Raw genomic sequence first — 25,079 nt, forward strand, 5'->3', positions numbered from 1 at the left:
GGGCCGCCAATCCGCAACCTTCTTGGCAGAACGAGTTGGATTTCTTGACGTCACTGACAGATGGGAGTCGCGGTGGAAGGTGCAATCGAGAAGGCTGCGGTGCGGGCTATCGACTACATGCGAGCGCATCTCGGTGAGCAGTTGACCGTTGATGACATGGCCCGCGCGGCGCTGTTCAGCAAGTTCCATTTCTCCAGGACGTTCCAGCAGGTCACCGGAGTCTCGCCGGGCCGCTTCCTCTCCGCGTTGCGGATCCAGCGGGCCAAGCAGCTCCTGCTCGCCACGTCGATGAACGTGGCGGACATCAGCATCCAGGTGGGGTACGCCAGCGTCGGCACCTTCAGCTCAAGATTTTCCCGAAGTGTCGGACTCTCGCCGACTGCCTTCCGACGCACCGGGGGCTACGCCATAGATGTTCCGACAGTCGATCGGATGGTGCTGGCCCGCCGGATGACCGGCGGAGCACGGGGCCGCATCCGGGCGCTCGACGCCGGGCAGAGTGGGCCGGTGTTCATCGGTCTCTTCCCGGAGCGGATCCCCGAAGGGCGTCCGGCTCAGTGCGCGGTCTTGGACGGGCCGGGTGAATACCGGCTGGACAAAGTCCCGGTCGGCGCCTGGTATCTGCTCGCCCACTGGATGACCGACCCCGACGACCCCGGTGCGGCCTGGGTGGGCAGCTGTGGCCCGCTGGTCGTACGGCCCGGCATGGTGGTCGAGGCGGACGTCCAACTCGACCCGATGACCAGCCTGCATCCGCCGGTTCTGCTCGCCCTGCTGGACATCCGGCAGGACGCGCTGGCCGCCTGACCCGACCGAACACGTATATGTGACGGGGGAGTGGGCGTCGCCCTCGGTGTCATTCGTCCGACGACGGACGGCACCGACACGGCTGGCGCCCTTGTCCTGTGGCCCTGACGCCGTTGTCCGTGGGCTGACCTCGTTCGTGGGCTGCCCTTGTCCGTAGGTCCCGACACCGCCGCCGACCCGGCATAACGGAATCCGGCCGGCATTCCGGAATTCGGCCGGCGTCACGCGTACGGGCCAGCACCGCGCATCCCGTATCGCGCTCGTCGCATCTCGCGTGACGCGGCGCGCGCCCGATGGTACCGGTCTTCCTTCTCCTCTCTGAAACATGCCGAGTCACGGCAATCTGCGAGAACAATACCGCCACCGGCGCTGGCAGTATTCACGAATATCGCTGGTGTCCGTTGATCTAAGTGGGGGATAGAATTGGCCACACTCTGGCGCGCCATGCGCCGCCAAATCCTCACACCAAAGGTGTCCGAGACCACGTTGGAAACCCGTGGTTTCTACGAGAAGGACGCCGCCGCCCGAGATGTTCTCGAGACTGTCGGCCAGTCCTTTCTCGCCGGCTACGCGGCTGCGATGGAAGCCCCTACGCCCGAAGCCGTAGCCGGTCCCCTCGACGACCTTCCGGTGCGGTTCCGGGGCTTCGCCTACGAGGGTGCGGCCATGGCGTTCGGTGTCCTGGACGGTCTCCCCTTCGGGGGTGGCGGCCGGCTGGCCCGATTCCTCGACGGTCCCGGATCCGCGCACGTCTACATGGCCTACGTCGGCATCGGCTGGGCGATGGCCCGGCTGCCCCGGTTCCGTTGGTCCACCCTGGCCGCGCCGGACCCGCTGCTGCGCTGGCTCGCGCTCGACGGCTATGGGTTCCACCAAGCCTACTTCCACACCGACCGGTACGTCGGCGGACAGTACGAGGAGACGAACTTCCCGTGGCCGGTCGGCGGCCCCCAGTGGTACGCGGCGCGCGCGATCGATCAGGGGGTGGGCCGGGCGATGTGGTTCGTCGGCGGCACCGACCCGGACCGGGTGGCCGGACTGATCGACGCCTTCCCGGCCCGCCGCCGGGCCGACCTGTACAGCGGTGCCGGGCTTGCCGCCACCTACGCCGGTGGTGCCAGCGAGGACGAACTGCGCCGGTTCTGGGAGCGCGCCGGCGACCATCGGCCGCAGGTCGCCCAGGCCAGCGCCTTCGCCGCCGAAGCCCGGATCCGGGCCGGGCTGCTCGTACCGCACACCGCGCTGGCCACCGAGGTCTTCTGCGGCATGTCACCGGCAGACGCCGCCGAGGTCAGCCGACGGTCCCGCCCGGACGTCGCGGCCCGCAGTCAATTGCCGTCCTACGAGATCTGGCGGGAACGCATCGCCAGCGAGTTCGTGTCCCTTGGGAGGTGTTAGTTCCGTGTCGTCGACAGTTGGTTGGCTTCGCCGGCAACTTGCTGGAATCGTCGCCGTACTGCTCGTGGTGACGTTGTTCTTCATCGCACGTCAGCCCGGTGCCGCAGCCGATACACGATCGGAGCTGGCGAGCGGGTACTCCTTCACCCCGATGTCGATCGCGATGCCGGGCGGGTTCCCGCAGCAGTCGATCCGCAAGGTCAACCAGGCGTACCGGCACATCGACGCCTGGATCTCCTCGGTCGGTGCCGGCATCGCCATGAACGACCTGGACGGCGACGGGCTCGCCAACGACCTGTGCGTCACCGATCCCCGGATCGACCAGGTCGTGGTCACCCCGGTCCCGACGGAGGGCACCCCCCGGTACGAGCCGTTCGCCCTGCGGCCCGACGGACTGCCGATGCACGAGGCGATGGCGCCGATGGGTTGCGTACCCGGGGACTTCAACGCCGACGGCCGGATGGACCTGCTGGTCTACCTGTGGGGCCGGACCCCGATCATCTACCTCGCCCGAGCCGGCGTCGACGAGCTCAGCATGGACCGCTACCTGCCGACCGAGCTGATGCCGGGCTCCGGCGGACGGGGCTACACCGGACCGGAATGGAACACCAACGCGGTCACCGTCGCCGACTTCGACGGAGACGGCTACGACGACATCTACGTCGGCAACTACTTCCCGCACTCGCCGGTGCTCGACGACACCGTCGACGGTGGCGTGCAGATGAACCACTCCATGTCCTACGGCCTCAACGGCGGGCCTGACTACATCTTCCGCTGGACCGGCGCGACCGCCGGCACCAACCCGACGGTCAGCTACGAACGGGTCGACGACGCCATCCCGGAAGAGGCCTCCAACGGGTGGGTGCTCGCCTCCGGCGCCAACGACCTCGACGGCGACCTGCTGCCCGAGCTCTACCTGGGGCACGACTTCGGCCCCGACCGCCTGCTGCACAACAGGTCCACCCCGGGCAACATCGACCTGGCCATCGTACGGGCGGTACGCAAGCCGAACGTACCCAAGTCGTTGCACCTCGGTCGGGACTCCTTCAAGGGGATGGGTGTCGACTTCGGCGACATCGACGGTGACGGCATGTACGACATGTTCGTCAGCAACATCACCACCACGTTCGGCATCATCGAAAGCAACTACGCCTTCGTCAGCACCGCCGCCGACCACACCGACATGCGTCGGCGGCTGACCGCCGGCGAGGCACCGTTCGAAGAGCGCAGCGCCGACATCGGCCTCGCCTGGTCCGGCTGGGGCTGGGACACCAAACTGGCCGACTTCGACAACAGCGGACGCACCGTCGTGACCCAGTCACTCGGCTTCGTCAAGGGCGAGGTCAACCGCTGGCCGCAGCTGCAGGAACTGGCCACCGCCAACGACCAGGTGCTGTCCGACCCGCGCTGGTGGCCGCATGTGACGGCCGGTGACGACGTCGCCGGGGGTCAGACGCTGCGGTTCTTCGTGCCCGGCGAGGACGGCCGTTACATCGACCTCGCGCACGAGTTGGGCCTGGCGATCCCGGTGCCGACCCGGGGCATCGCCACCGGCGACGCCGACGGTGACGGTCTGCTGGACTGGGCGGTCGCGCGGCAGTGGGCCGAGCCGGTCTACTACCACAACGTGAGCCCGTCGCCGGGGGCGTTCCTCGGGCTGCGGCTCGTCCACCCGGTCGACGCGGCGGCAGCCGGCGGCGAGACCCCGGCCGGCGGCGAGACCCCTCCCGGCGGCGAGACCCCGGCCGCCGGGACCCCGGCGACGGGTGCCCAGGTCGTCGTCACCACCCCGGACGGACGCACCTTCATCTCCCGCGTGGACGGTGGCAGCGGCCACTCCGGCAAGCGCAGCCACGAGGTACACATCGGTCTCGGCGACGTGTCCGGACCAGTGCAGGTGCGGGTGACCTGGCGTGACCGCACCGGCCAGGTCCACGAGGCGAACCTTCAGCTGACCCCGGGCTGGCACGACGTGCAGCTCGACTCCCAGGCAACGGTGAGGTGACCACGATGACCACGACCACTCTCGATCAGCCGCGCACCGCGCCACGCCACGACCCGAAGGTCACCACGGCGCTGCGACGCTTCGCCATCTCCATCTCCGTGTTCAACATCCTCGGCTACACCGTGCTCGGGTTCGAGCAACCCTGGATCTGGCCGTTCATCGCCCTGGCCACCGCCTACAGCATCGAGATCGGCCTGGAGGTACTGGGCGCCCGCTCCGAGGGCCGCGCGCCGCGCTTCCTCGGCAACGGCGTCCGGGGCCTGGTGGAGTTCCTCTACCCGGCACACATCACCGCTATCGCGGTCAACATGCTGACCTACGTCAACGACCAGGTCTTCGCGATGATGTTCGGCGTCGCTGTCGCCATCGGTGCCAAGTGGGTGCTGCGCGCCCCGGTACGGGGCAAGCTGCGGCACTACATGAACCCGTCCAACTTCGGGATCATGGTGATCCTGGTCGTCTTCCCGTGGGCCAGCATCGCGCCGCCGTACCACTTCACCACCAACGTCGACGGCATCATCGACGTGGTGATCCCGCTGGCGATCATCACCCTCGGCACCATGCTCAACGCCAAGCTGACCGGCCGGATGTGGCTGATCGCCGCCTGGCTGAGCGTCTTCGCGCTGCAGTCGATCGTCCGAGGCGTCATCCTCGACACCTCGATCATCGGCGCGCTCGCCACGATGACCGGTGTCGCCTTCGTACTGTTCACCAACTACATGATCACCGACCCGGGCACCACCCCGTCCAAGCCGGCCTCGCAGATCGCCTTCGGCGGCGGGGTGGCCCTGGTCTACGGCCTGCTCACCGGTGCCGGCATCGCGTACGGCCTGTTCTTCGCCACCGCCGCCGTCTGCGCGATCCGGGGCGGCTTCCTCTGGTCGGTACACATCGTCAACAAGGTGCGCGAGGAACGGGAAGCGGCGATACCCGTCTCCCCGGCCGTCGAGGCCACCCCGCCGGCCGCCGCGCCGTCGTCGAACACGAAGGAGGTGGTGGTGGCATGACCAGGATCGCCGTCGTCGGCATGGCCTGCCGCTATCCGGACGCCACGTCACCACGTGAACTCTGGGAGAACGCGCTCGCCGGCCGCCGGGCGTTCCGCCGCCTCCCCGACGTGCGGATGCGGCTGGACGACTACTGGGACGCCGACCCCGCCACCCCGGACCGGTTCTACGCCCGCAACGCCGCCGTCGTCGAAGGCTACGAATTCGACCGTATCGCCTACAAGGTCGCCGGCAGCACCTACCGATCCACCGACCTGACCCACTGGCTGGCCCTGGACGTCGCCGCCATGGCGCTGGCCGACGCCGGTTTCCCGATGGCTGAAGGGCTGCCCCGCGAACGCACCAGCGTGGTCGTCGGCAACAGCCTCACCGGCGAGTTCTCCCGGGCCAACCAGATGCGGCTGCGCTGGCCGTACGTGCGGCGGATGGTCGCCGCCGCGCTCAAGGAGCAGGACTGGGACGACGAACAGCTGGCGACGTTCCTGGCTGACCTGGAGACCAGCTACAAGGCGCCGTTCCCGGCGATCGACGAGGACACCCTGGCCGGTGGGCTCTCCAACACCATCGCCGGTCGGATCTGCAACCACTTCGACCTCAAAGGCGGCGGGTACACTGTCGACGGTGCCTGCTCGTCGTCGCTGCTGTCCGTCGCCACCGCCTGCAAGACGTTGCTCGACGGTGAGGCCGACGTGGCGATCGCCGGCGGCGTCGACCTGTCCATCGACCCGTTCGAGATCGTCGGGTTCGCCAAGACCGGCGCGTTGGCCCGGGGCGAGATGCGGGTCTACGACAAGGGTTCCAACGGGTTCTGGCCCGGCGAGGGCTGCGGCATGGTCGTGCTGATGCGCGAACGCGACGCGGTCGAAGCCGGCCACCGCAGCTACGCGACCATCGCCGGCTGGGGCATCTCCTCCGACGGCAAGGGTGGCATCACCCGCCCCGAGATCAGCGGCTACCAGCTCGCGCTGCGCCGGGCGTACGACCGGGCCGGTTTCGGCATCGACACCGTCGGCCTGTTCGAAGGCCACGGCACCGGGACGGCCGTCGGTGACACCACCGAACTCAAAGCGCTGACCCTGGCCCGGCGGGCCGCCGACGCACGGGCACCCCGCGCCGCGATCAGCTCCATCAAGGGCATGATCGGGCACACCAAGGCCGCCGCCGGCGTCGCCGGTCTGATCAAGGCCGCGCTGTCGGTGCACCACGAGGTGCTGCCGCCGGCGATCGGCTGCGTCGACCCGCACGACGAACTCACCCGCGACGACGCGATGCTGCGGGTACTGCGGCAGGCCGAACCGTGGCCGACCGAGGTGCCGGTGCGCGCCAGCGTCACCGCGATGGGCTTCGGCGGCATCAACACCCACGTGGTGCTGGAGAAACGCGAACCCCGGCTGCGGGCCCGGCTGGACAGCCGGACCCGCTCGCTGGCCACCTCCGGGCAGGACGCCGAACTGCTGGCCGTCGACGCGTTCTCCCTGGCCGAACTGCGCGACCGGCTGCAGCGCCTGATCGACTTCGTGCCGACCGTGGCGTACGCCCAACTCGCCGACCTGGCCGCCACCCTGCACCGCGAGCTGCGGGACCTGCCGTACCGGGCCGCCGTCGTGGTCACCTCACCGGAGGACGCGCACCGGCAGCTGACCCGGATCATCGACGCGGTCGACGCCGGCGACACCCGGCTGCTCGCCGCCGACGGACGGGCCTTCCTCGGCTACGTCAGCGGGCCGGGCCGGATCGGTTACCTCTTCCCCGGCCAGGGATCCGGGCGGGGCACCAGCGGCGGGGCGCTGCGCCGCCGGTTCGTCGAAGCGGACCAGGTGTACCGGCGGGCGGCGCTGCCGGTGACCGGCGACATGGTCGCCACCGACGTCGCCCAGCCCCGGATCGTCACCGGCTCCATGGCCGGTCTGACCGTGCTCGGCAACCTCGGCCTGGAAGCCACCGTCGCGGTCGGCCACAGCCTCGGCGAGATCGCCGCCCTGCACTGGGCGGGCGCCATCGACGAGGACACCCTGCTGCGGATCGCCCGGGTCCGGGGCCGCACCATGAGCGAACACGCCTCGTCCGGCACCATGGCCAGCGTCAGCGCCGCCCCGGACGCCGTCGACCCGCTGATCGCCGGACGGCCGGTGGTGATCGCCGGCTACAACGGCCCGCAGCAGACGGTCGTCGCCGGCCCGGTCGACGAGATCGAGGCGGTCTGCCAGGCCGCCCGGCGCTCCGGCGTGGCCGCCACCCGGCTGGCCGTGTCGCACGCGTTCCACTCGCCGCTGGTCGCCGCCGCGGCCGACGCGTTCGGCAAGCGGCTCGTCGGGGAACGGCTCACCCCGGTCGCCCGTACGGTGATCAGCACCGTGACCGGCGACGCGCTGCCCGCCGAGACCGACCTGCCGGCCCTGCTGCACCGGCAGATCACCGACCCGGTGCTGTTCGCCCAGGCGGCCACCATCGCCGCCAAGGACGTCGACCTGCTCGTCGAGGTCGGCCCCGGCCGGGTGCTCAGCAACCTCGTCGCGCAGATCACCGACGTGCCGGCCTTCGCCCTCGACACCGACGACCAGTCGCTGGTCGGACTGCTGCGCATCGTCGCCGGCGCCTTCGTCGTCGGTGCCGGCAGCATCCACAGCGGACTGTTTCACGGCCGGCTCACCCGCAACCTCGCCGTCGGCACCGAGTTCAAGTTCTTCACCAACCCGTGCGAATCCGCGCCGACCGTACCGGCCTCCCTCGTCGCCGTGGCGGCACGGCCCGGCGCCGGTGCCGGCACCGACACCGAGGCACCGACCGGCGGCGGGCCGGCCAGCACCGTCGCCGACGGCGCCGAAACCAGCCTGGAGCTGCTGCGCCGGCTCGCCGCCGAACGCGCCGAACTTCCGGTGGAGATGGTCCGCGAGGACAGCCTGCTCCTCGACGACCTGCATCTGAGCTCGATCACCGTCGGCCAACTGGTCAACCAGGCGGCCGCCCAGCGGGGCATCGCCGCCAGCGCCACCCCGACCAACTTCGCCACCGCCACCCTCGCCCAGCTCGCCGAAGCACTCGACGAACTCAGCACCACCGGCCAGGGCGAGGAGCGCGGCACCGCCGCCGTGGCCGGAGCCGCGGTCTGGGCGCGCGCCTTCCAGATCGACTACGACCTGGTCGCGGCACCGGCCGCACCGGCCGCACCGGGCGGTGCCGGCCCGGCCGGGACCTGGCAGGTGTACGCCCGCGACGACCATCCGCTGGCCGAGCCCCTTCGGCTGGCTCTGGAACAGGCCGGTGTCGGCAGCGGGGTGCTGGTCTGCCTGTCGGCCGGCAGCACCGAAGCGGAACTCGAACTCGCCCTGCGGGCGGCCAAGGCGGTTCTGAGCGGCACCCACGGCGACCGGTTCGTCCTCGTCCAGCAGGGCCGGGGAGCCGCCGGGCTGGCCAAGACGCTGCGCCTGGAAGCCCCACAGGTACGGGTCACGGTGCTCGACGTACCGCTGATCCGGGAAGCCCTGCCCTGGGTCTGCGCCGAAGTCGCCGCCACCGACGGCTTCACCGAGGCCCGCTACGACGCCGACGGCGCGCGCCGGGTGCCGGTACTGCGCCCCATGCCGGTCCGGCCGGCGCGCACCGAAGCGGCGCTCGGCTCCGATGACGTGCTGCTGGTCACCGGCGGCGGCAAGGGCATCACCGCCGAATGCGCGCTGGCGTTGGCCGGCGACAGCGGTGCCCGGCTGGCGGTGCTCGGCCGATCCGACCCGGCCGACGACCAGGATCTGGCCACCAACCTGCGGCGGATGCGCGACAGTGGAGTGACGGTCCGCTACCTGCGGGCCGACGTGACCGACGCCGGGCAGGTCGCTAACGCCGTCGCCGAGGTGGTACGGGAATGGGGTCCGGTCACCGGCGTGCTGCACGGCGCCGGCCGCAACGAGCCGGCCGCGCTGACCAACCTGGACATGGCCCGGTTCCGGGCCACCTTCGCCCCCAAGATCGACGGGCTGGACGCCGTCCTCGACGCCGTCGACCCGCAGGCGATGCGGCTGCTGGTCACCTTCGGCAGCATCATCGGCCGAGCCGGGCTGCACGGCGAAGCGCACTACGCGACCGCCAACGAATGGCTCGCCGCCCGGACCGCGTCCTTCGGCGAGCAACATCCGCAGTGCCGGGCCATCTGCATGGAATGGTCCGTCTGGTCCGGCGTCGGTATGGGCGAACGCCTGTCGGTCGTCGAGACACTGCACCGCGACGGCGTCATTCCGATCTCGCTCGACGACGGGGTGGCCCTGATGCGCCGGCTCGTCGTTGACCCGCAGGTGCCGCCGGTCGTGGTGATCAGCGGGCGGACCACCGGCATCGACACCGTCGCCTACGACCTGCCCGAACTGCCGCTGCTGCGGTTCGTCGACAAACCACTGGTCCACTACCACGGAGTCGAACTGGTCAGCGAGACCATCCTCGACCCCGGCGGCGACCTCTACCTCAACGACCACCGGCTGGACGGCAACCTGCTGTTCCCCGCCGTGTTCGGCATGGAAGCCATGGCCCAGGTGGCGACCGCCGTCACCGGCGCCGACACCGTACCCCGTATCGAACAGGCCGAGTTCATCCGGCCGATCGTGGTCCCCCCCGACGGCAGCACCCCCATCCGGGTCGCCGCCGTCGTCACCGACGACGACACCGTCGAGGTCGCCATCCGCAGCGCCGAGACCAGCTTCGCCGCCGACCACTTCCGGGCCACGCTGCGCTTCACCGACGACGCCGCCCCCGCCGGAGCACCCGACCAGGTCGCCGACGACCTGCCGGTGGTGCCGCTCGACCCGGCCCGTGACCTGTACGCCGACACCATGTTCCAAGGGCCCCGGTTCCAGCGGCTGCGCCGCTACCACCGGGCCGCCGCCCGACACATCGACGCCGACGCCGAAGCCGTACCGCAGACCGCGTGGTTCGCCGGCTACCTGCCGGCCGACCTGCTCCTCGGCGACCCCGGCCTGCAGGACACGCTGATGCACGCCAACCAGGTCTGCGTGCCGGACGGCACCCTGCTGCCCGCCGGCATCGACCGGATCCACCCCGGCGGCCGGCGGCTGACCGGCCCCGGCGACTTCCGGTTCTGCGCCAGCGAACGGAGCCGGGACGGCGACACCTACGTCTACGACATCGCCGTCCGCGACGGCGACGGCACCGTGGTCGAACGGTGGGAAGGTCTGCGGCTGCGGGCGGTACGCAAGAAGGGCGGCGCCGGCCCCTGGGTCGCGCCGCTGCTCGGCTCCTACCTGGAACGGTCGGTGCAGGACCTGCTCGGTGGCGACACCGCCGTCGTCGTCGAACCCGGACCGGACGCCGACGAACCCGCGGTACGCCGGACCCGTACCGCGCTGGCCGCCGGCCGGACCATCGGAGCGCCGGTGACCGTCGACCACCGGCCGGACGGGCGTCCGGAACTGGCCGACCGGGCGATCTCCGCCGCCCACGGCGCCGGAGTCACCCTCTGCGTCACCGGCAGCGGCCCGCTCGGCTGCGACGTCGAACCGGTGGCGCAGCGCTCCGCCGCCGACTGGGCCGGCCTGCTCGGCGGACACCTGCCGCTGGCCGAACTGCTCGCCACCGAACTCGGCGAAAGCCTCGACACCGCCGCGACCCGGGTATGGACCGCCATCGAATGCCTGCAGAAGGTCGGCCGGCCCCAGCCCGTACCGCTGACCCACCTGGCCGACGGACCCGTCGGCTGGACGATCCTCGGCAGCGGGGGGATGCGGATCGCCTCCCTCGTCACCTCGCTGCGCGACCACGCGGGCCCGGTGGCGTTCGCCGTGCTCGTCGAAGGGCGGTGAACGAACGTGTCTGACTACTTCGAGTACCGCCACGTGGTCGGCTTCGAGGAAACCAACATGGTCGGCAACGTCTACTACGTCAACTACCTCCGGTGGCAGGGCCGGTGCCGCGAGATGTTCCTCAAGCAGCACGCCCCGGACGTCCTGGTCGACCTGCAGGCCGACCTGAAGCTGTTCACCCTGCGAGTGGACTGCGAGTTCTTCGCCGAGATCACCGCGTTCGACGAACTCGCCATCCGGATGCGGCTGGTCGACCTGGCCCAGACCCAGGTCGAGTTCAGCTTCGACTACGTACGGCTGGACGCCGGCGGCGAGCTGCCGGTGGCCCGGGGACGGCAGCGGGTCGCCTGCATGCGCGGACCCAACACCCGGACCGTTCCGACCCGGGTACCCGAGGCGTTGCTGCGCGCCCTGGCCCCGTACAGCGCCCTGGCGCGGGTGTAGCCACGGCCGTTGAAGGAGGACGACGTGAACGTCGATCATCAGCCATCGCACGAGCTGCTGGATCCCACGCTGCTGCGTCAGGTGTTCGGCACCTTCGCCACCGGCGTCACGGTGCTGACCGTCGGAGGCGCGCAGCCGCACGGGATGACCGCCAACTCCTTCACCTCCGTGTCGCTCGACCCGCCGCTGGTGCTGGTCTGCGTCAACCGGCAGGCGGTCATGCACGACTCGCTCGTGGCGGCGGGCACCTTCGGGATCTCGGTACTCGCCGCCGACCAGGAAAAGGTGGCCCGACATTTCGCCAACCGGTGGCGGCCGCTCGGCCGGGCCCAGTTCGACGACGTCGACTGGCAGCCCGGCCGGGTCACCGGCGCGCCCCTGATCGACCGGGCCGTGGCCCACTTCGAGTGCGGGCTGTGGCGCACCTATGACGGCGGTGACCACAGCATCTTCACCGGTCACCTGCTCTCGGCCCAGCAGTACAGCGACGACGAACCGGTGCTGTTCCTGCACGGGCGGTTCCGCCAGCTCAGTCCGGAGCGAAAGGAGGTACCGACGTGACCACCACCCCCATCACCGCGGTCCCACCGGGGCCGACCGGCGCGGCGTCGCTGGGCACCCTGTGGAAGTTCGGCCGCGACCGACTCGGCGTGATGAGCTCGTCGGCGAGCCGCCACGGCGACGCGGTACGGCTGGCCACCTGGCCGTGGCCGTTCTACTTCTTCAACGACCCGGAGCACGCCAAACACGTGCTTGCCGACAACAACCAGAACTACCACAAGGGCATCGGCCTGGTGCACGCCCGCCGGGCGCTCGGCGACGGGCTGCTGACCAGCGAAGGCGAACTGTGGCGGGAGCAGCGGCGGGCGATGCAGCCGGTGTTCCAGGCCAAACGGATCGCCGGCCAGGCCGGCGTGGTTGCCGAAGAGGCCGCCGGGCTGGTCGAACGGTTACGCGCCCGGGCCGGCGGCCCCCCGGTGGACGTCGTACGGGAGGCCACCGCGCTGACCCTCGGCGTCCTCGGCCGTACGCTGCTCGACACCGACCTGGCGGAGTACTCCTCGATCGGGCAGTCGTTCGAAGCCATGCAGGACCAGGCCATGTTCGAACTGGCCACGATGAGCATGGTCCCGATGTGGGTGCCACTGCCGCAGCAGCTGCGGTTCCGCCGGGCCCGGCGGGAGCTGCAGACCATCGTGGACCAGATGGTCGCCGACCGGACCCGACGCGACGGTCCCGGCGGCGGCGGTGACGACGCGCTGTCCCGACTCATCCAGTCCACCCGCAAGGAGGCCGACCCCCGCCGTGGCCAGCAGCGGATGCGCGACGAGCTGGTCACCTTGCTGCTCGCCGGACACGAGACGACGGCCAGCACGCTGAGCTGGAGCTTCTACCTGATCGACCAGCATCCGCAGGTACGTCAGCGGTTGCACGAGGAAGCCGTCGACGTGCTCGGCGACCGACTGCCCACGTACGAGGACCTGCGCCGGCTCACCTACACCTCGATGGTGATCGAGGAGGTGATGCGACTGTATCCGCCGGTGTGGATGCTCTCCCGCATCGCGCAGGGCCCCGACACCATCGGCGGGTACGAGGTACCGGCCGGGGCGAACGTGCTGATCTGCCCGTACACCCTGCACCGCCATCCCCGCTTCTGGCCGGACCCGGAGCGGTTCGACCCGGAGCGCTTCGACCCGGGCCGCCCCACCGACCGCCCCCGGTACGCCTACGTGCCGTTCGGCGCGGGTCCCCGGTTCTGCGTCGGCAACCACCTCGGCATGATGGAGGCCGTCTTCGTGCTCGCCCTGGTCAGCCGCGAGCTGCGGCTGATCAAGCCGACCCGTTACCGGGTCGTGCCGGAGCCCATGCTGTCGCTGCGGATCCGGGGCGGGCTGCCGATGCGGGTCGAACCCGCGCGCTGAGCCACGGCACGACAGAGTCGACCCCGGCGGCCAAGGCCGCCGGGGTCGACGTCGTGGTGCGTCGTACCGTCGCAGGTGGTGTCGGCGGCGCGGCGGCGGTCAGTGGGCCGGATGCGGTAGCGCGGCCGGCACCTGCCACCGACCGACCTGGCGGGCGGCCAGGAAGCTGGCCCACGCGGCCACCTCGACCAGTTGGCTGTCGTCAGGATGGTGGCGCCGGAACTCGTCGACCACCTCGGCGTCCACCTGGTACGAGGCGAGCGCGGTGAGCAACGCCAGCCGGGCAGCCGCCCGATCGGCGTCGGGCAGGCCGTCGATCAGGTCCTCGCACCACTGCCGGCTCAGCCCGGTCTCCTCACCCCGCCAGCGGGACAACCGGTTCTCCACCACGTCGCGCACCTGCGGGGAGACCGCCTGCCGCCCGACGGCGTCGAACGCGGCGTAGGCCCGGGCCACGGCGTCGGCGACGTTCGGATCGGCGGCGGCCCAGGCCGCGTCCGGCGGCAGTACGGCGGTCGGCAGCAGCGGCAGCGACCGTCCCGGCGTCGGCTCGTCGCGCAGCGCCGGATCGAGCCGTCGGCTGATCGCCCGCTTGAGCCGCCGGCGGGCCGGCGGATGCAGCCCCGGCGGCAGCAGGAAACTGGACAGGAAGACGTTCACCATCCGGGTCAGGTAGTGGAACGCGACCACGACACCGACGAGTTCCGGCAGCTCCGCCGCCGGGTACGGCGAACGGCTGGCCGGGTCGTCCGGCAGATGGGCTGCCCGGGCCCAGGCGACCAGTTCCCGTACCCGGGGATCGGCGACGTCGTCCGGCCGGTCGGCGACCACCGCTTCGGCGTCGTTCTCGTCCGCCAGCGCGTACATGCCGGTGCTGTGCATGTCCACGCAGTACGGGCAGATGTTGGCCACCGAGACGCCGGCCGCGACCGCTTCCTTCGCCAGTCGGTCGACCCGGCCGACGACCAGCAGCGGCTCCCGCATCAGCATCCAGAAGGCGCTGAGCGTCCGGGGGGCGGGGGAGTGCAGCAGCACCGGCGGGATGACCAGCCGCATCTCCTGCGCGCACTGGGCGTACACCTCGGCGACGCTGCCGGTCGCGGCCCCTTCCGGTACCGGGCGGACGTGACGCACCTGGCGTCCGACGACGGAGGCGACGACCCGTCGGATGACCATGACGATTCCCTTTCGCTCGACGTGGCGCTTCCGGTGCCGTTCCCTTTCCGGGCAGGACGCCGCCCGTCGGTGGTCTGCTGCCCCCAGCATGGCCAGCGGGTCGGACGAGGGGGAACTTCCAGAATGCCGAGCGGTCGGTCGTGCCGGTGCGCGCCGGCCGCTCGCGCGCCGTTTGCCCAACCGTTTCTGAGATGTCAGCCGGTAGGCATACTCTGGAATCGTCGACGTCGATCCCGACGATCCTGGCCAGCGCTGATCCCTCCGCGCCGACTCGTCACGTCGGCGCAAGTGACGAGAGGAGTAGCCGTGTCCCATTTTCAACCCCGACATTCCAGACCGCCCTGGCCGGTGCTGATCGGACCCGTCGGTGACACGTCGTCGCCCGGCGGCGACCCGACCCTGGGCGGCGGCGACCTGACCCTGGGCGGCGGCGACCTGACCCTGGGTGGGGACGGCACGATCGCCGACCTGGCGGCGGCAGCCGGCTACGTCGCCCGGATCTGCTTCAAGACCGGCCCGCCGAGCCGCGCCGGCCTCGAACTCGAATGGACCGTCCATCACCGCGACCAACCCGCCCGCCCCCTCGATCTGACCGTCCTGGCCGACGCGCTCGGTGACCACGCCCCGCGGACCATCCGGCCGGACAGCACCCACACCCCCCTGCCGTACGGCGGCGTCGTCACCGTCGAACCCGGCGGCCAGGTGGAGATCTCCACCGCACCGAATCGATCCCTGGCGACGCTGTGCCGCCACGCCGAAGCAGACGCGCGGACCTTGACCGACCGGCTGACCAAGGCCGGCCTGCGAATCGGGCGATGGGGTAGCGACCCGCACCGGGCGCCGCGGCAGATCCTGCGAAACCGACGATACGCCGCGATGGCCGGCGCGTTCGCCCGACAAGGCACCGTCGGAGCCGACATGATGTGTGGCACCGCCGGCCTGCAGGTGTGCCTCGACGCCGGCACCCAGCAGCAGTTGTCGGCCAGATGGACCGCGGCGCACGCCGTCGGTCCGGTGCTTGTCGCACTGTTCGCCAACTCGCCGTACCGGGCCGGACGACGGACCGGATGGGTGTCCAGCCGGATGGGCACCTGGTTGGCGCTCGATCCGATTCGCACCGCCCCGCCAGACCTCGGCCGGACCGATCCGGTCGACGCCTGGATCGACCGGGTACTGGACACCCCGCCGTTGTTCGTGGCCGAAGGCGCCGACGCCTGGCGACTGCCGGGACCGGTCAGCTTCGGGGAATGGATCCGGACCGGCTCACCGCGCCCGCCGACCTACGCCGACCTGGACCTGCACCTGAGCACCCTCTTTCCGCCGGTACGTCCGCGTGGCTACCTGGAAATTCGCTATCTCGACGCCCAGCCGCGCAGCGAGTGGATCCTGCCGGCGGCGGTGCTGTGGGCACTGTTCGCCCGGGACGAGACCGTCGAGGCCGCCATTTCGTACGCCGCCCCGGTTGCCGACCGGTGGCTTGCCGCCGCCCGTCACGGTCTCGCCGACCCGGATCTGGCCGCTGCCGCCCGGTCCCTGGTCGACCTGGCCTGCGGCGCGCTGCCCGACACGGACCTCCCCACCGACACCGTCGAGATGGTGATACGCGCGCTGGGTGACCGGCTGCGCGATACCGACCCCGGTCGGCCGCACCGGCTGAGCGTGGCGAACCACGAAGGAGAACTGCCGTGACCGAAATCGACCCCGTCCGGAACCAGCCACCGGGCGTCGCGGCTTCCGGCGACGACCCGCGCGCCGTGCTGGCCGACGACCTACGCACCGTGCTGGCCGATGACCTACGCACCGTGCTGGCCGACGACCTCGACCGGGCGCGACGACGCAGCCAGCTGCTGACCGACGCGGTGGACGACGACGACCTGGTCCGCCAGCACTCCCGCTTGATGTCGCCGCTGGTGTGGGACCTGGCGCACATCGGCAACCAGGAGGAGCTCTGGCTGGTCCGCGACGTCGGCGACCGGGAGCCGGTCCGCGACGACATCGACCACCTCTACGACGCGTTCAAGCATGCCCGTGCCGACCGGCCCGCGCTGCCGCTGCTGGACCCGGCGCAGGCCCGCGCCTACACCCGTACCGTCCGGGACAAGGTCCTGGACCTGCTCGACACGGTCGCCTTCGAGGGGCGGCCGCTGGTCGAGCACGGGTTCGCCTTCGGCATGATCGTGCAGCACGAGCAGCAGCACGACGAGACGATGCTCGCCACCCACCAGCTGCGGGTCGGGGCGCCGGTGCTGACCGCGTCGCCGCCGCCGGCGACGACGGTGCCGGTCGAGGGTGAAGCGTGGATCCCCGCCGGCCCGTTCACCATGGGCACCTCGACCGAGCCGTGGGCGCTGGACAACGAACGGCCCGCGCACACCGTCGACGTACCGGGCTTCTTCGTCGACCGGGCCCCGGTCACCAACGCCCAGTACCAGCGGTTCGTCGCCGACGGCGGCTACCACGACCAGCGGTGGTGGAGTGCCGACGGGTGGGCGCACCGGCAACGGGCCGACCTGACCGGACCAATGCACTGGCACGGCGACGGCAGCTACACCCGGTTCGGCCGGCGCGGCCCGATCCAACCCGACGAGCCGGTGGTGCACGTCTGCTGGTACGAGGCCGAGGCGTACGCGGCCTGGGCCGGTCGCCGGCTGCCCACCGAGGCCGAATGGGAGAAAGCGGCCCGCTTCGACCCGGCGACCGGCCGGTCGCGCCGCTTCCCGTGGGGCGACGACGACCCCCGCCCGGAGCACGCCAACCTGGGACAGCGGCACCTGGCTCCGGCCCCGGTCGGTGCCTACCCGGCCGGCGCCTCTCCGGCCGGCGTGCACCAACTGATCGGCGACGTGTGGGAGTGGACCGGCACCTGGTTCGACGGCTACCCCGGCTTCACCGCCTTCCCGTACCGGGAGTATTCGGAGGTCTTCTTCGGCCGCGACCACCGGGTGCTGCGCGGCGGGTCGTTCGGCACCGACCGGGCAGCCTGCCGGGGCACCTTCCGCAACTGGGACTATCCGATTCGCCGCCAGATCTTCAGCGGTTTCCGGACCGCCCGCGATCCGTTGCCCGGCGAGGCTGCCTGATGTGCCGCCACCAGGTCTATCTGGGGCCGCCCGCCAGCCTCGCGGCGCTGCTGATCGACCCGCCGTACGGGCTGCACCGCCAGTCCTGGGCACCACGGGACATGCGCGGCGGCGGCACCGTCAACGCCGACGGGTTCGGTATCGGCTGGTACACACCCGACGGTCCGGTGCGCTACCGCCGGGCCGCCCCGATCTGGGCCGACGCCGGCCTGGCCGAGCTGGGCCGGGCCACCAGCGCCGGCGCGGTGCTCGCCGCCGTCCGCTCGGCCACCCCGGGAATGCCGGTGACCGAGGCGGCCTGCGCGCCGTTCACCGACGGCCGCTGGCTGTTCAGCCACAACGGAGTGGTATCCGGCTGGCCGGGCAGCGTCGCCGGCCTGGCTGCCACGCTGCCGGTGACCGATCTGCTCACCCTCGAGGCGCCCACCGATTCGGCGCTGCTGTGGGCGATGGTCCGTCACCGGTTGCACCGCGACGCCGACCCGGGCGCGGTACTCGCGGGCGTGGTCGCCGACGTGCTCGAAGCGGCCCCGCGATCCCGGCTCAACCTGGTGCTGACCGACGGCGAGCGCGCCTGGGCCAGCGCCGTCGGCCATTCCCTGTCCGTCTTGCCCGGCCCGGGCCGGTTGATCGTCGCCTCCGAGCCGTTCGACGACGACCCGGCCTGGGCACCTGTCCCGGACCGGCGGCTCGTCGTCGCCGACCGCCACGCCTACACCCTGGAGGACCTGTGCGGATCGACATCGAGCTGACCGAGGCCGACCAGCAGCGGGCGCTGCGGGCCGACGCCCGGACCGGGCTCACCGCCGACCCGAAATGGCTGCCCCCGAAGTGGTTCTACGACAAGTACGGCAGCGAGCTGTTCGAGCGCATCACCACGCTGCCGGAGTACTACCCGACCCGGGCCGAACGGGCCGCGCTCACCGCGTACGCCGCCGACATCGCGGCGGTGACCCAGGCGCGGACCCTGGTCGAGCTGGGCTCCGGGTCGTCGGAGAAGACCCGGCTGCTGCTCGACGCGCTCCGCCGGCAGGGCAGCCTGCGGCGGTTCGTGCCGCTGGACGTGTCGGAGTCGGCGCTGCGCGACGCCGCCACCGCGCTGCACCGGGACTACCCGGGGCTGACCGTCCACGGCATCGTCGGCGACTTCACCCGGCACCTGGACCGCGTCCCGTCCGGCGACGGCCGGCTGGTCGCCTTCCTCGGCGGCACCATCGGCAACCTGGTGCCGGCCGAGCGGGCCGAGTTCCTGGCCGGGCTGCGGGACGTGTTGCGGCCCGGCGAGTGGCTGCTGCTCGGCACCGACCTGGTCAAGGACCCGGCGACCCTGGTCGCGGCGTACGACGACGCCGAAGGGGTGACCGCCGAGTTCAACCGCAACGTGCTGTACGTGCTCAACCGGCAGCTCGGTGCCGACTTCGACCCGGCCGCGTTCCGACACGTCGCCCACTGGGACACCGAACGGGAGTGGATCGAAATGCGGCTGCGCGCCGAGCGGGACATGACCGTACACCTGGCCGACCTGGACCTGGTCGTGCCGTTCGCGGCCGGGGAGGAGCTGCGGACCGAGGTGTCGGCCAAGTTCCACCGCCCCGGGGTGACCGCCGAGCTGGCCGCGGCCGGGTTCGACCTGACGCACTGGTGGACCGACCCGCAGGGGAGGTTCGCGATCAGCCTGTCCCGCAGCCGCTGACCTCAGCAGCTGGCTGGGGCCGGCGACCCGCCTCAGCCGGCCCCGGCGCCGGTGATCCGGCGCAGGAACTGTCGGGTACGCGGGTGCTCGGGCGCACCGAGCACCCGCCGCGCCGGGCCCTGCTCGAGGACGGCGCCATCGGCGAGGAAACAGACCCGGTCGGCGACCTCGCGGGCGAAGCCCATCTCGTGGGTGGCGATCAGCATGGTCATCCCGTCGGCTTTCAGCTCCCGGATCAACGTCAGCACCTCGCCGACCAGCTCCGGGTCCAACGCCGAGGTGACCTCGTCCAGCAGCAGCAACCGGGGCGCGTTGACCAGGGTCCGGGCGATCGCCGCCCGTTGCTGCTGGCCGCCGGAGAGCCGGTCGGGGTACTGCCTGGCCTGATCGGCCAGGCCGACCCGGTGCAGCAGTTCCATCGCCCGCCGCTCGGCCTGCGCCCGTCCGGTCCGGTGCACCGTGCGCGGCGCCAGGGTGACGTTGTCCAGCACGGTCAGGTGCGGAAAGAGGTTGTACGACTGGAAGACCAGCCCGATCCGCTGGCGCACCTGATTCGGATCGATCCGTGGATCGGTGATGTCCCGTCCGTCGAGGTGGATCGTGCCGTCGTCGACGGTCTCCAGCAGGTTGACGCACCGCAGCAGGGTCGATTTGCCGGAGCCGCTGCCGCCGATCAACGCGACCACCTCGTGCTCGGCCACGTCGAGCGTCAGGTCCCGCAGCACCACCCGGTCACCGAAGACCTTCCGGACCCCGGCGCAGGCCAGCACCGGCGTCGTGCCGTGCCCGCCCGGGTCTGCCGCCGACGTCACGCCGTGCCGGCCCAGGTCTGCCGCCGGGCGGCCCGCATCGTCACCCAGTCGGTCACCGCCACCAGCGGAATGGCCATCAGGATGAACAGCACCCCGGCCACCACGTACGGGGTGAAGTTGTAGCTGGTCGCGGTCTCGATCTGGGCGGCCCGGATCGCGTCGATCGGACCGGCCAGCGAGATCAGACCGACGTCCTTCTGCAGCGCCACCAGGTCGTTGAGCAGCGGCGGGGCGACCCGCCGGACCGCCTGCGGCAGCACCACGTGCCGCATCGTCTGCGCGTGGCTGAGACCCAGCGACCGGGCGGCGGCCCGCTGCGCCGGATGCACTGACTCGATCCCGGCCCGGAACACCTCGGCCAGGTAGGCGCCGTAGGTGATCACCAACGCGCAGCCGCCGAGCACCAGCACCGACGGGGTACCGGCCAACCGCAACCCCGGTACCCCGAAGGTGAACAGGTACAGCACGATGATCAGCGGCGCGCCCCGGAACACGTACGTGTAGGAGGTGGCCGCCGCCCGCAGCGGGAAGAACACCGCCGGGCGCAGGGTGCGGGCGATCGCGATCGCCAGACCCAGCGCGAGCGCCCCGAGCGCGCAGAAGAACAGCAGCCGTACGTTGAGCCACAGTCCGCGCAGCACGGCGGGCAGCGCGTCGAGTGCCACCTCGGGGTCGAAGAAGGACTGCTGGACGCGCGGCCAACCGGGCGAGTTGGCGATCGCCACGACCAGCAGGGAGCCGACGACCGCGGTGGACGCGGCGGCGACGACGACCGACCGGACGCTCTGCCGGCGGCGGTACGCGTCGCGCCGCCGCTGCAGCTCACTCGGCTGGTGACCGTCGTCGCCGACGTGCTCCGTGGTCGCCGGCTGCCGCGTGGTCGGCGGCTGAGCCGCCGGTTGATGGTTCGCTGGCACGGGCGGTCAGGACAGCACCGGCGCGCCGGCCACGTCGGCCAGCCACTCCGCTTCCAGATCGGCCAGGGTGCCGTTGCTCCTCAGCTCGTCGACGGCGGCGCTGACGCAGCTGGTCAGCGGCGATCCCTTGTCCAGCACCAGCCCGAACTGTTCCGGCTCCCCGGACGGCTGGGCGAGCTGACCGACGATCCGGGCGTCGTCGATCTCGGCGGCGGTGACGTAGAACGCGGTCGGCAGGTCCAGCACCAGCGCGTCGATGGTGCCGTTGCGCAGCGCCGCCTTGGCGTCGTCGTTGTTGTTGAACACCGCCGGCTCGGTGTCTGGGGCGACGACCTCGGTGATCGCCCGGTAGCTGGTGGTGCCGACCTGGGCACCGAGTGCGATCCCCTTCAGATCGGCCAGGCTCGTCGCGGCGGCGGCCGGCGTAGCCTCCAGCGCGATCACCGCCTGCGTGACGTCGTAGTACGGGCTGGAGAAGTCGACCGCCGCCCGTCGCTCCTCGGTGATCGAGAACTGGTTGATGTCGAAGTCGAACGACTTCGGCCCGGGGGCGATCGCGGTGTTGAACGGCACCCGTACCCAGGTCACCTCGTCGGGTTCGTAACCGAGCTGGTTGGCGACCGCGTACGCCACCGCCCCCTCGAAACCGGCGCCGCTTTCCGGGGCGTCGTCGACGAACCACGGCGGGTACGCCGGCTGGTCGGTGCCGACTGTCAGTGTTCCGGGGACGATGGTGTCCAGCCACTGCGGGTTGCAGGCGTCGGGGGTCGGCGCCGCCGTCGGCGGGTCGTCGTCCTGCGGCGAGCAGCCGGCGACCACGATCGCCGTCAGCACAGCTGTCGTCGCGCCGAGCAGGCCAGTCATTGGATGTGACCGGTGCATGACCGCTCCTCGATGTTCGGTGGGTACGCCGGGCCGGCGGTTACATTCGATCAGCCGCCGGCCCGACGATCAACGGGCTATCTCGCGCCCGGAGCTATCCATTCGTCGAGGTCGAAGTCGTTGCGGAGGAACTCCTGGTCGGTGAGGAACTCCTTGGTGCCGGCCAGCAGCGTCAACCCTTCCTCGGTGAACGGCTCGGCCGGCCACTGATCCGGCGAGGTCGTGGCGCGGACCACCTCCGGTGGGAAACCGTTGATGCTGATCGTGTAGTCGAGGAAGCCCGCCCAGTCCTCGCCGACCTGTTCGGCCGCGCCGCGTTGGGCCCGTTGCCACACCTGCACGATCTCCGGGCGGGCGGCGAGGAAGCTCTCGGTGACGACCGCCGCGCTCGTGCCCAGGTACTGCCGGTGGTCGACGGAGGCGACCGTCAGCACAGGGTAGCCCCGGGCCCGGAGGAACTCGACGTTGGCGGCGGGTACGGCGGCCGCGTCGACGTCACCGCGTTCCAGCGCGGCCTCGACCTCGGAGGCGTAGACGTGCAGGATCTCGGCCGGTTCGACACCGGCGTCGGCGAGCGCGCCGAGCAGGTATCGGTGAATGTACGAACCGGTCTGTACGGCGAGCTTCTTCCCGGCCAGTTCGGCGACCGAGGTCGGTCCGCCGTTGGCCTTGGCCACGATGCCGGCGTCGAGGTTGACGCTGGCCTGGGCGATCAGCCGGGTCGGCTGGTTCGCGCCGCGGGCCACCAGCGCCGGGGTGTCGCCGTAGACGGCGAGGTCGAGTTCGCCGGCGGCGAGCGCCTGATTGAGGTCTGGCCCGTTGGGGAAGGTCACGACGGCGACGTCACCGACGCCGGCCTCGGCCAGCGCCGGCACCAGTTCGCCGCGTTCGTGCAGCCAGCCGACCGGTCCGGAGAGCTTGTTGCTGTTGCCGATCGCCCCGATCCGCAACGTGTAGCCGTCGGTCCGCGCGGCAGAGGCGTCGGATCCGCAACCGGTCGTCGCCAACAGGCCGGTCAGGGCCAGCGCGACCAGTGGCGTGAATCGACGGCGAAGTGCGGTACGCATGTGCTTCGTTCTCCTATGTCTTCTTCGCGGTGGCGGTTGTGCCGGCCACGGCGCTGGGTGCCTCTTGGGTCGGTGCGGTGTCGGCCGGCGTGATCCGGGCACGACCGAGTTCGGGGCCGACGGCCCTCCGAGCCCCAGGTCTGCGGCCACGGCCCCAGCCGATCTCCTTGCGGTAGCTGCCGAGCAGCCCGGCGTCGGTGACGTGCTGTTCATCGGTCAGCGGCGATCCGGGTGGCGCCGGGTGGGTCAGTGGTGCCACGAACAGGGCGTCGGCGGGGCAGTGCGCCTCGCACATGAAGCAGGTCTGGCAGTCACCCTGCCGGGCGATCACCGGCACCCCGTCGGTGCCCCGGTCGAAGACGTTCGTCGGGCAGACCGCGACGCAGACGTCGCAGGTGACGCAGCGGGACGCGGAGACGATCTCGATCACGACGCCACCGCTGTCAGCCGGCGGTCGGAGTCGGCGCGGGTCGGTTCCGGCCGGATCCACAGTTCGTCGAGCCCGCCGACGGTGAGCCGGTGCCATTGCGCCGGATCGAGCTGCGGGTGGTCCTGCCGCCGGGCCATGCCACGGCTCTCCGTACGGGCCAGCGCGCTGGTGTACATCCACCGGGCGTGGGCGAGCATCGCGGCGGTCTGCCGGAGTCGTACGGCGGCGGCCCCGGTCGCGGCGGCCCCGGCCCGCAACTGCCGCCAGGCCGCGTCCAGTTCGGCCAGCGCCGGCGTCAACCGTTCGCCGTGGCGCAGGTAGTTCTTGTCGTACGGATGCACCTGCTCGCCCAGCACCCGCTCGGCCTGCGCCCAACCGGCGTACCGCTCGGGGTTGCCCCGCACGACGGACCCGGTCGGGCGCAGCCCGGCGCCACCGGTGGCGGCGAGCCGGCGCCGGTGCCGGGCCGGTCCGAGCCCGGCCGCGAACCGGGCCGCGCCCTGCCCGGCCCAGGTGCCCGACGACATCGCCCAGGCCGAGTTGTGGCTGCCGCCGCCGGTGAAGCCGCCGCAGATGAGTTCGCGGGTGGCCGCGTCGCCGGCGGCGTACAGGCCGGGCACCGTGGTGGCGCAGTCGTCGCTGACGACCCGGATGCCGCCGGTGCCGCGTACGGTGCCTTCGAGTAGCAGGGTCACCGGGAACTTGTCGGTGAACGGGTTGATGCCGAGCCGGTCGAAGGTGAGGAAGAAGTTGGGTTGGCCCTCGCGCATCTGTCGCTGCTGCTGCGGGGTCGCCTGGTCGATCTGGCAGAGCACGGTGCCGCTGCGCAGCAGTTCGGCGGCGATGACCGAGCGGCCGCCCTGACTGCCGGCCCCGGCCAGCGGGGTGCCGTCGCCGTGGAAGAAGGTGGCGAATCCGTAGTAGGCGGTCTTCGTTACGGAGGTGAACGCCGGGGCGATGGCGTAGGAATTGGAGAACTCCATCCCGGACAGTTCGGCACCGGCCTCGGCGGCGTACAGCGCCCCGTCGCCGGTGTCGACGTCGCAGCCCAGCGCCTTGCTGAGGAACGCGCAGCCGCCGGTGGCCAGTACGACGGCGCCGGCCCGGACCCGGTACCCGGTGTCGTGCTGGCGCCGGTGGCCGGCGACTCCGGCGACGGCGCCACCGGGGTCGACCAGCAGTTCGAGCACCGGGCTGTGGTCGAGGATCCGGGCACCGGACCGCTTGACCCAGGCCCGCATCCGGCGCATGTACTCCGGCCCCTGCACGCCGCGTTTGTACGGTTGCCCGTCGACCACCGGAAACGGGTAACGCGCCTGGGTGGCCAGCCGGTTCATGTTCTCGTACGTCTGGTCCAGCACCCGGGCCATCCAGCGCCGGTCGGCGAGGTAGCCGCCGAGCGCTTCCCGGCTGGCCATCGCCTTGTCCCGCGCCTCGGGATCGGGTGCGACGTACCAGACGCCGGTTCCGCCGGAGGCGGTCGGGCCGCTGGTGCCGCAGTAGCCCTTGTCGAGCAGGACCACGTCGGCCCCGGCAGCGGTGGCGGCCAGCGCGGCCCAGGTGCCGGCCGGGCCGCCGCCGACGATGACGACTTCGGCGGTCAGGTCCAGGGTGGTGGTGTCGGTGGCGGGCATG

The 25,079-nt window shown here is 71.5% G+C and carries 19 protein-coding genes; 12 read left to right on the forward strand and 7 right to left on the reverse strand.

Translation table 11 applies throughout. From position 1 onward, the window contains the following. Positions 1–60: 60 nt before the first annotated feature. The 8 genes from O7632_RS11440 (at position 61) to O7632_RS11475 (ending at position 13,387) form a co-directional block, all read left to right on the forward strand. Positions 61–807, forward strand: a complete 747-nt coding sequence (locus O7632_RS11440) for an AraC family transcriptional regulator (RefSeq protein ID WP_278113861.1) — start codon at positions 61–63, stop codon at positions 805–807. Positions 808–1,230: 423 nt separating this feature from the next. Then, on the forward strand, positions 1,231–2,205 hold the full coding sequence (locus O7632_RS11445) for a DUF1702 family protein (protein WP_278113862.1): 975 nt from the start codon (positions 1,231–1,233) through the stop codon (positions 2,203–2,205). A gap of 4 nt (positions 2,206–2,209) precedes the next feature. Continuing rightward, entirely contained in the window at positions 2,210–4,210 is a 2,001-nt protein-coding gene (locus tag O7632_RS11450) for a CRTAC1 family protein (protein WP_278113865.1), read from the forward strand. A 5-nt stretch (positions 4,211–4,215) separates the two neighbouring features. Further along, positions 4,216–5,217, forward strand: coding sequence for an enediyne biosynthesis protein (locus O7632_RS11455; protein ID WP_278113867.1), 1,002 nt, complete (start codon positions 4,216–4,218; stop codon positions 5,215–5,217). Beyond that, positions 5,214–11,021, forward strand: a complete 5,808-nt coding sequence (locus O7632_RS11460) for a type I polyketide synthase (RefSeq protein ID WP_278113869.1) — start codon at positions 5,214–5,216, stop codon at positions 11,019–11,021. The genes O7632_RS11455 and O7632_RS11460 overlap by 4 nt, the downstream gene beginning before the upstream one ends. Before the next feature lie 6 nt (positions 11,022–11,027). Further along, positions 11,028–11,465: an acyl-CoA thioesterase gene (locus tag O7632_RS11465; protein ID WP_278113871.1), complete on the forward strand. Its 438-nt coding sequence runs from the start codon at positions 11,028–11,030 to the stop codon at positions 11,463–11,465. A 54-nt stretch (positions 11,466–11,519) separates the two neighbouring features. Continuing rightward, positions 11,520–12,026 carry a flavin reductase family protein gene (locus O7632_RS11470; RefSeq protein ID WP_278119977.1) on the forward strand — a complete coding sequence of 169 codons (507 nt, stop codon included), beginning with the start codon at positions 11,520–11,522 and terminating at the stop codon, positions 12,024–12,026. After that, complete coding sequence (locus O7632_RS11475) at positions 12,023–13,387, forward strand: cytochrome P450 (protein ID WP_278113873.1); 1,365 nt, start codon at positions 12,023–12,025, stop codon at positions 13,385–13,387. The genes O7632_RS11470 and O7632_RS11475 overlap by 4 nt, the downstream gene beginning before the upstream one ends. Positions 13,388–13,486: 99 nt before the next feature. Here the strand turns inward: O7632_RS11475 and O7632_RS11480 are convergent, their stop codons facing one another. Beyond that, on the reverse strand, positions 13,487–14,563 hold the full coding sequence (locus tag O7632_RS11480; protein ID WP_278113875.1) for a carboxymuconolactone decarboxylase family protein: 1,077 nt from the start codon (positions 14,561–14,563) through the stop codon (positions 13,487–13,489). 306 nt (positions 14,564–14,869) lie between these two features. Here O7632_RS11480 and O7632_RS11485 point away from each other — a divergent pair, with 306 nt between their 5' ends. The 4 genes from O7632_RS11485 (at position 14,870) to egtD (ending at position 19,336) form a co-directional block, all read left to right on the forward strand. After that, positions 14,870–16,252 (forward strand): glutamate-cysteine ligase family protein, encoded by a 1,383-nt coding sequence (locus tag O7632_RS11485; protein WP_278113877.1) that lies wholly within the window; start codon positions 14,870–14,872, stop codon positions 16,250–16,252. Positions 16,253–16,320: 68 nt separating this feature from the next. Then, positions 16,321–17,643, forward strand: coding sequence for an ergothioneine biosynthesis protein EgtB (gene egtB / locus O7632_RS11490; RefSeq protein ID WP_278119979.1), 1,323 nt, complete (start codon positions 16,321–16,323; stop codon positions 17,641–17,643). Beyond that, complete coding sequence (gene egtC / locus O7632_RS11495; protein ID WP_278113879.1) at positions 17,643–18,395, forward strand: ergothioneine biosynthesis protein EgtC; 753 nt, start codon at positions 17,643–17,645, stop codon at positions 18,393–18,395. Before egtB ends, egtC begins: the two co-directional genes overlap by 1 nt. Next, positions 18,374–19,336 carry an L-histidine N(alpha)-methyltransferase gene (gene egtD / locus O7632_RS11500; protein WP_278113881.1) on the forward strand — a complete coding sequence of 321 codons (963 nt, stop codon included), beginning with the start codon at positions 18,374–18,376 and terminating at the stop codon, positions 19,334–19,336. The genes egtC and egtD overlap by 22 nt, the downstream gene beginning before the upstream one ends. A gap of 32 nt (positions 19,337–19,368) precedes the next feature. On the opposite strand, the gene O7632_RS11505 is transcribed toward egtD, so the two are convergent. From O7632_RS11505 to O7632_RS11530, 6 genes are all read right to left on the reverse strand, one after another. Then, positions 19,369–20,148, reverse strand: a complete 780-nt coding sequence (locus O7632_RS11505; RefSeq protein WP_278113883.1) for an amino acid ABC transporter ATP-binding protein — start codon at positions 20,146–20,148, stop codon at positions 19,369–19,371. Continuing rightward, positions 20,145–20,969, reverse strand: coding sequence for an amino acid ABC transporter permease (locus O7632_RS11510; protein WP_278119981.1), 825 nt, complete (start codon positions 20,967–20,969; stop codon positions 20,145–20,147). The genes O7632_RS11505 and O7632_RS11510 overlap by 4 nt, the downstream gene beginning before the upstream one ends. Positions 20,970–21,071: 102 nt before the next feature. Further along, positions 21,072–21,929, reverse strand: a complete 858-nt coding sequence (locus tag O7632_RS11515) for an ABC transporter substrate-binding protein (RefSeq protein WP_278113884.1) — start codon at positions 21,927–21,929, stop codon at positions 21,072–21,074. 95 nt (positions 21,930–22,024) lie between these two features. Then, entirely contained in the window at positions 22,025–23,014 is a 990-nt protein-coding gene (locus tag O7632_RS11520) for an ABC transporter substrate-binding protein (protein WP_278113886.1), read from the reverse strand. A 13-nt stretch (positions 23,015–23,027) separates the two neighbouring features. Next, positions 23,028–23,444 carry a ferredoxin family protein gene (locus O7632_RS11525; RefSeq protein ID WP_278113888.1) on the reverse strand — a complete coding sequence of 139 codons (417 nt, stop codon included), beginning with the start codon at positions 23,442–23,444 and terminating at the stop codon, positions 23,028–23,030. Next, positions 23,441–25,078 carry an FAD-binding protein gene (locus O7632_RS11530; protein WP_278113889.1) on the reverse strand — a complete coding sequence of 546 codons (1,638 nt, stop codon included), beginning with the start codon at positions 25,076–25,078 and terminating at the stop codon, positions 23,441–23,443. Before O7632_RS11530 ends, O7632_RS11525 begins: the two co-directional genes overlap by 4 nt. Between the last annotated feature and the right edge of the window lies 1 nt (position 25,079).

Source organism: Solwaraspora sp. WMMD406 (assembly GCF_029626025.1).
GTDB lineage: Bacteria > Actinomycetota > Actinomycetes > Mycobacteriales > Micromonosporaceae > Micromonospora_E.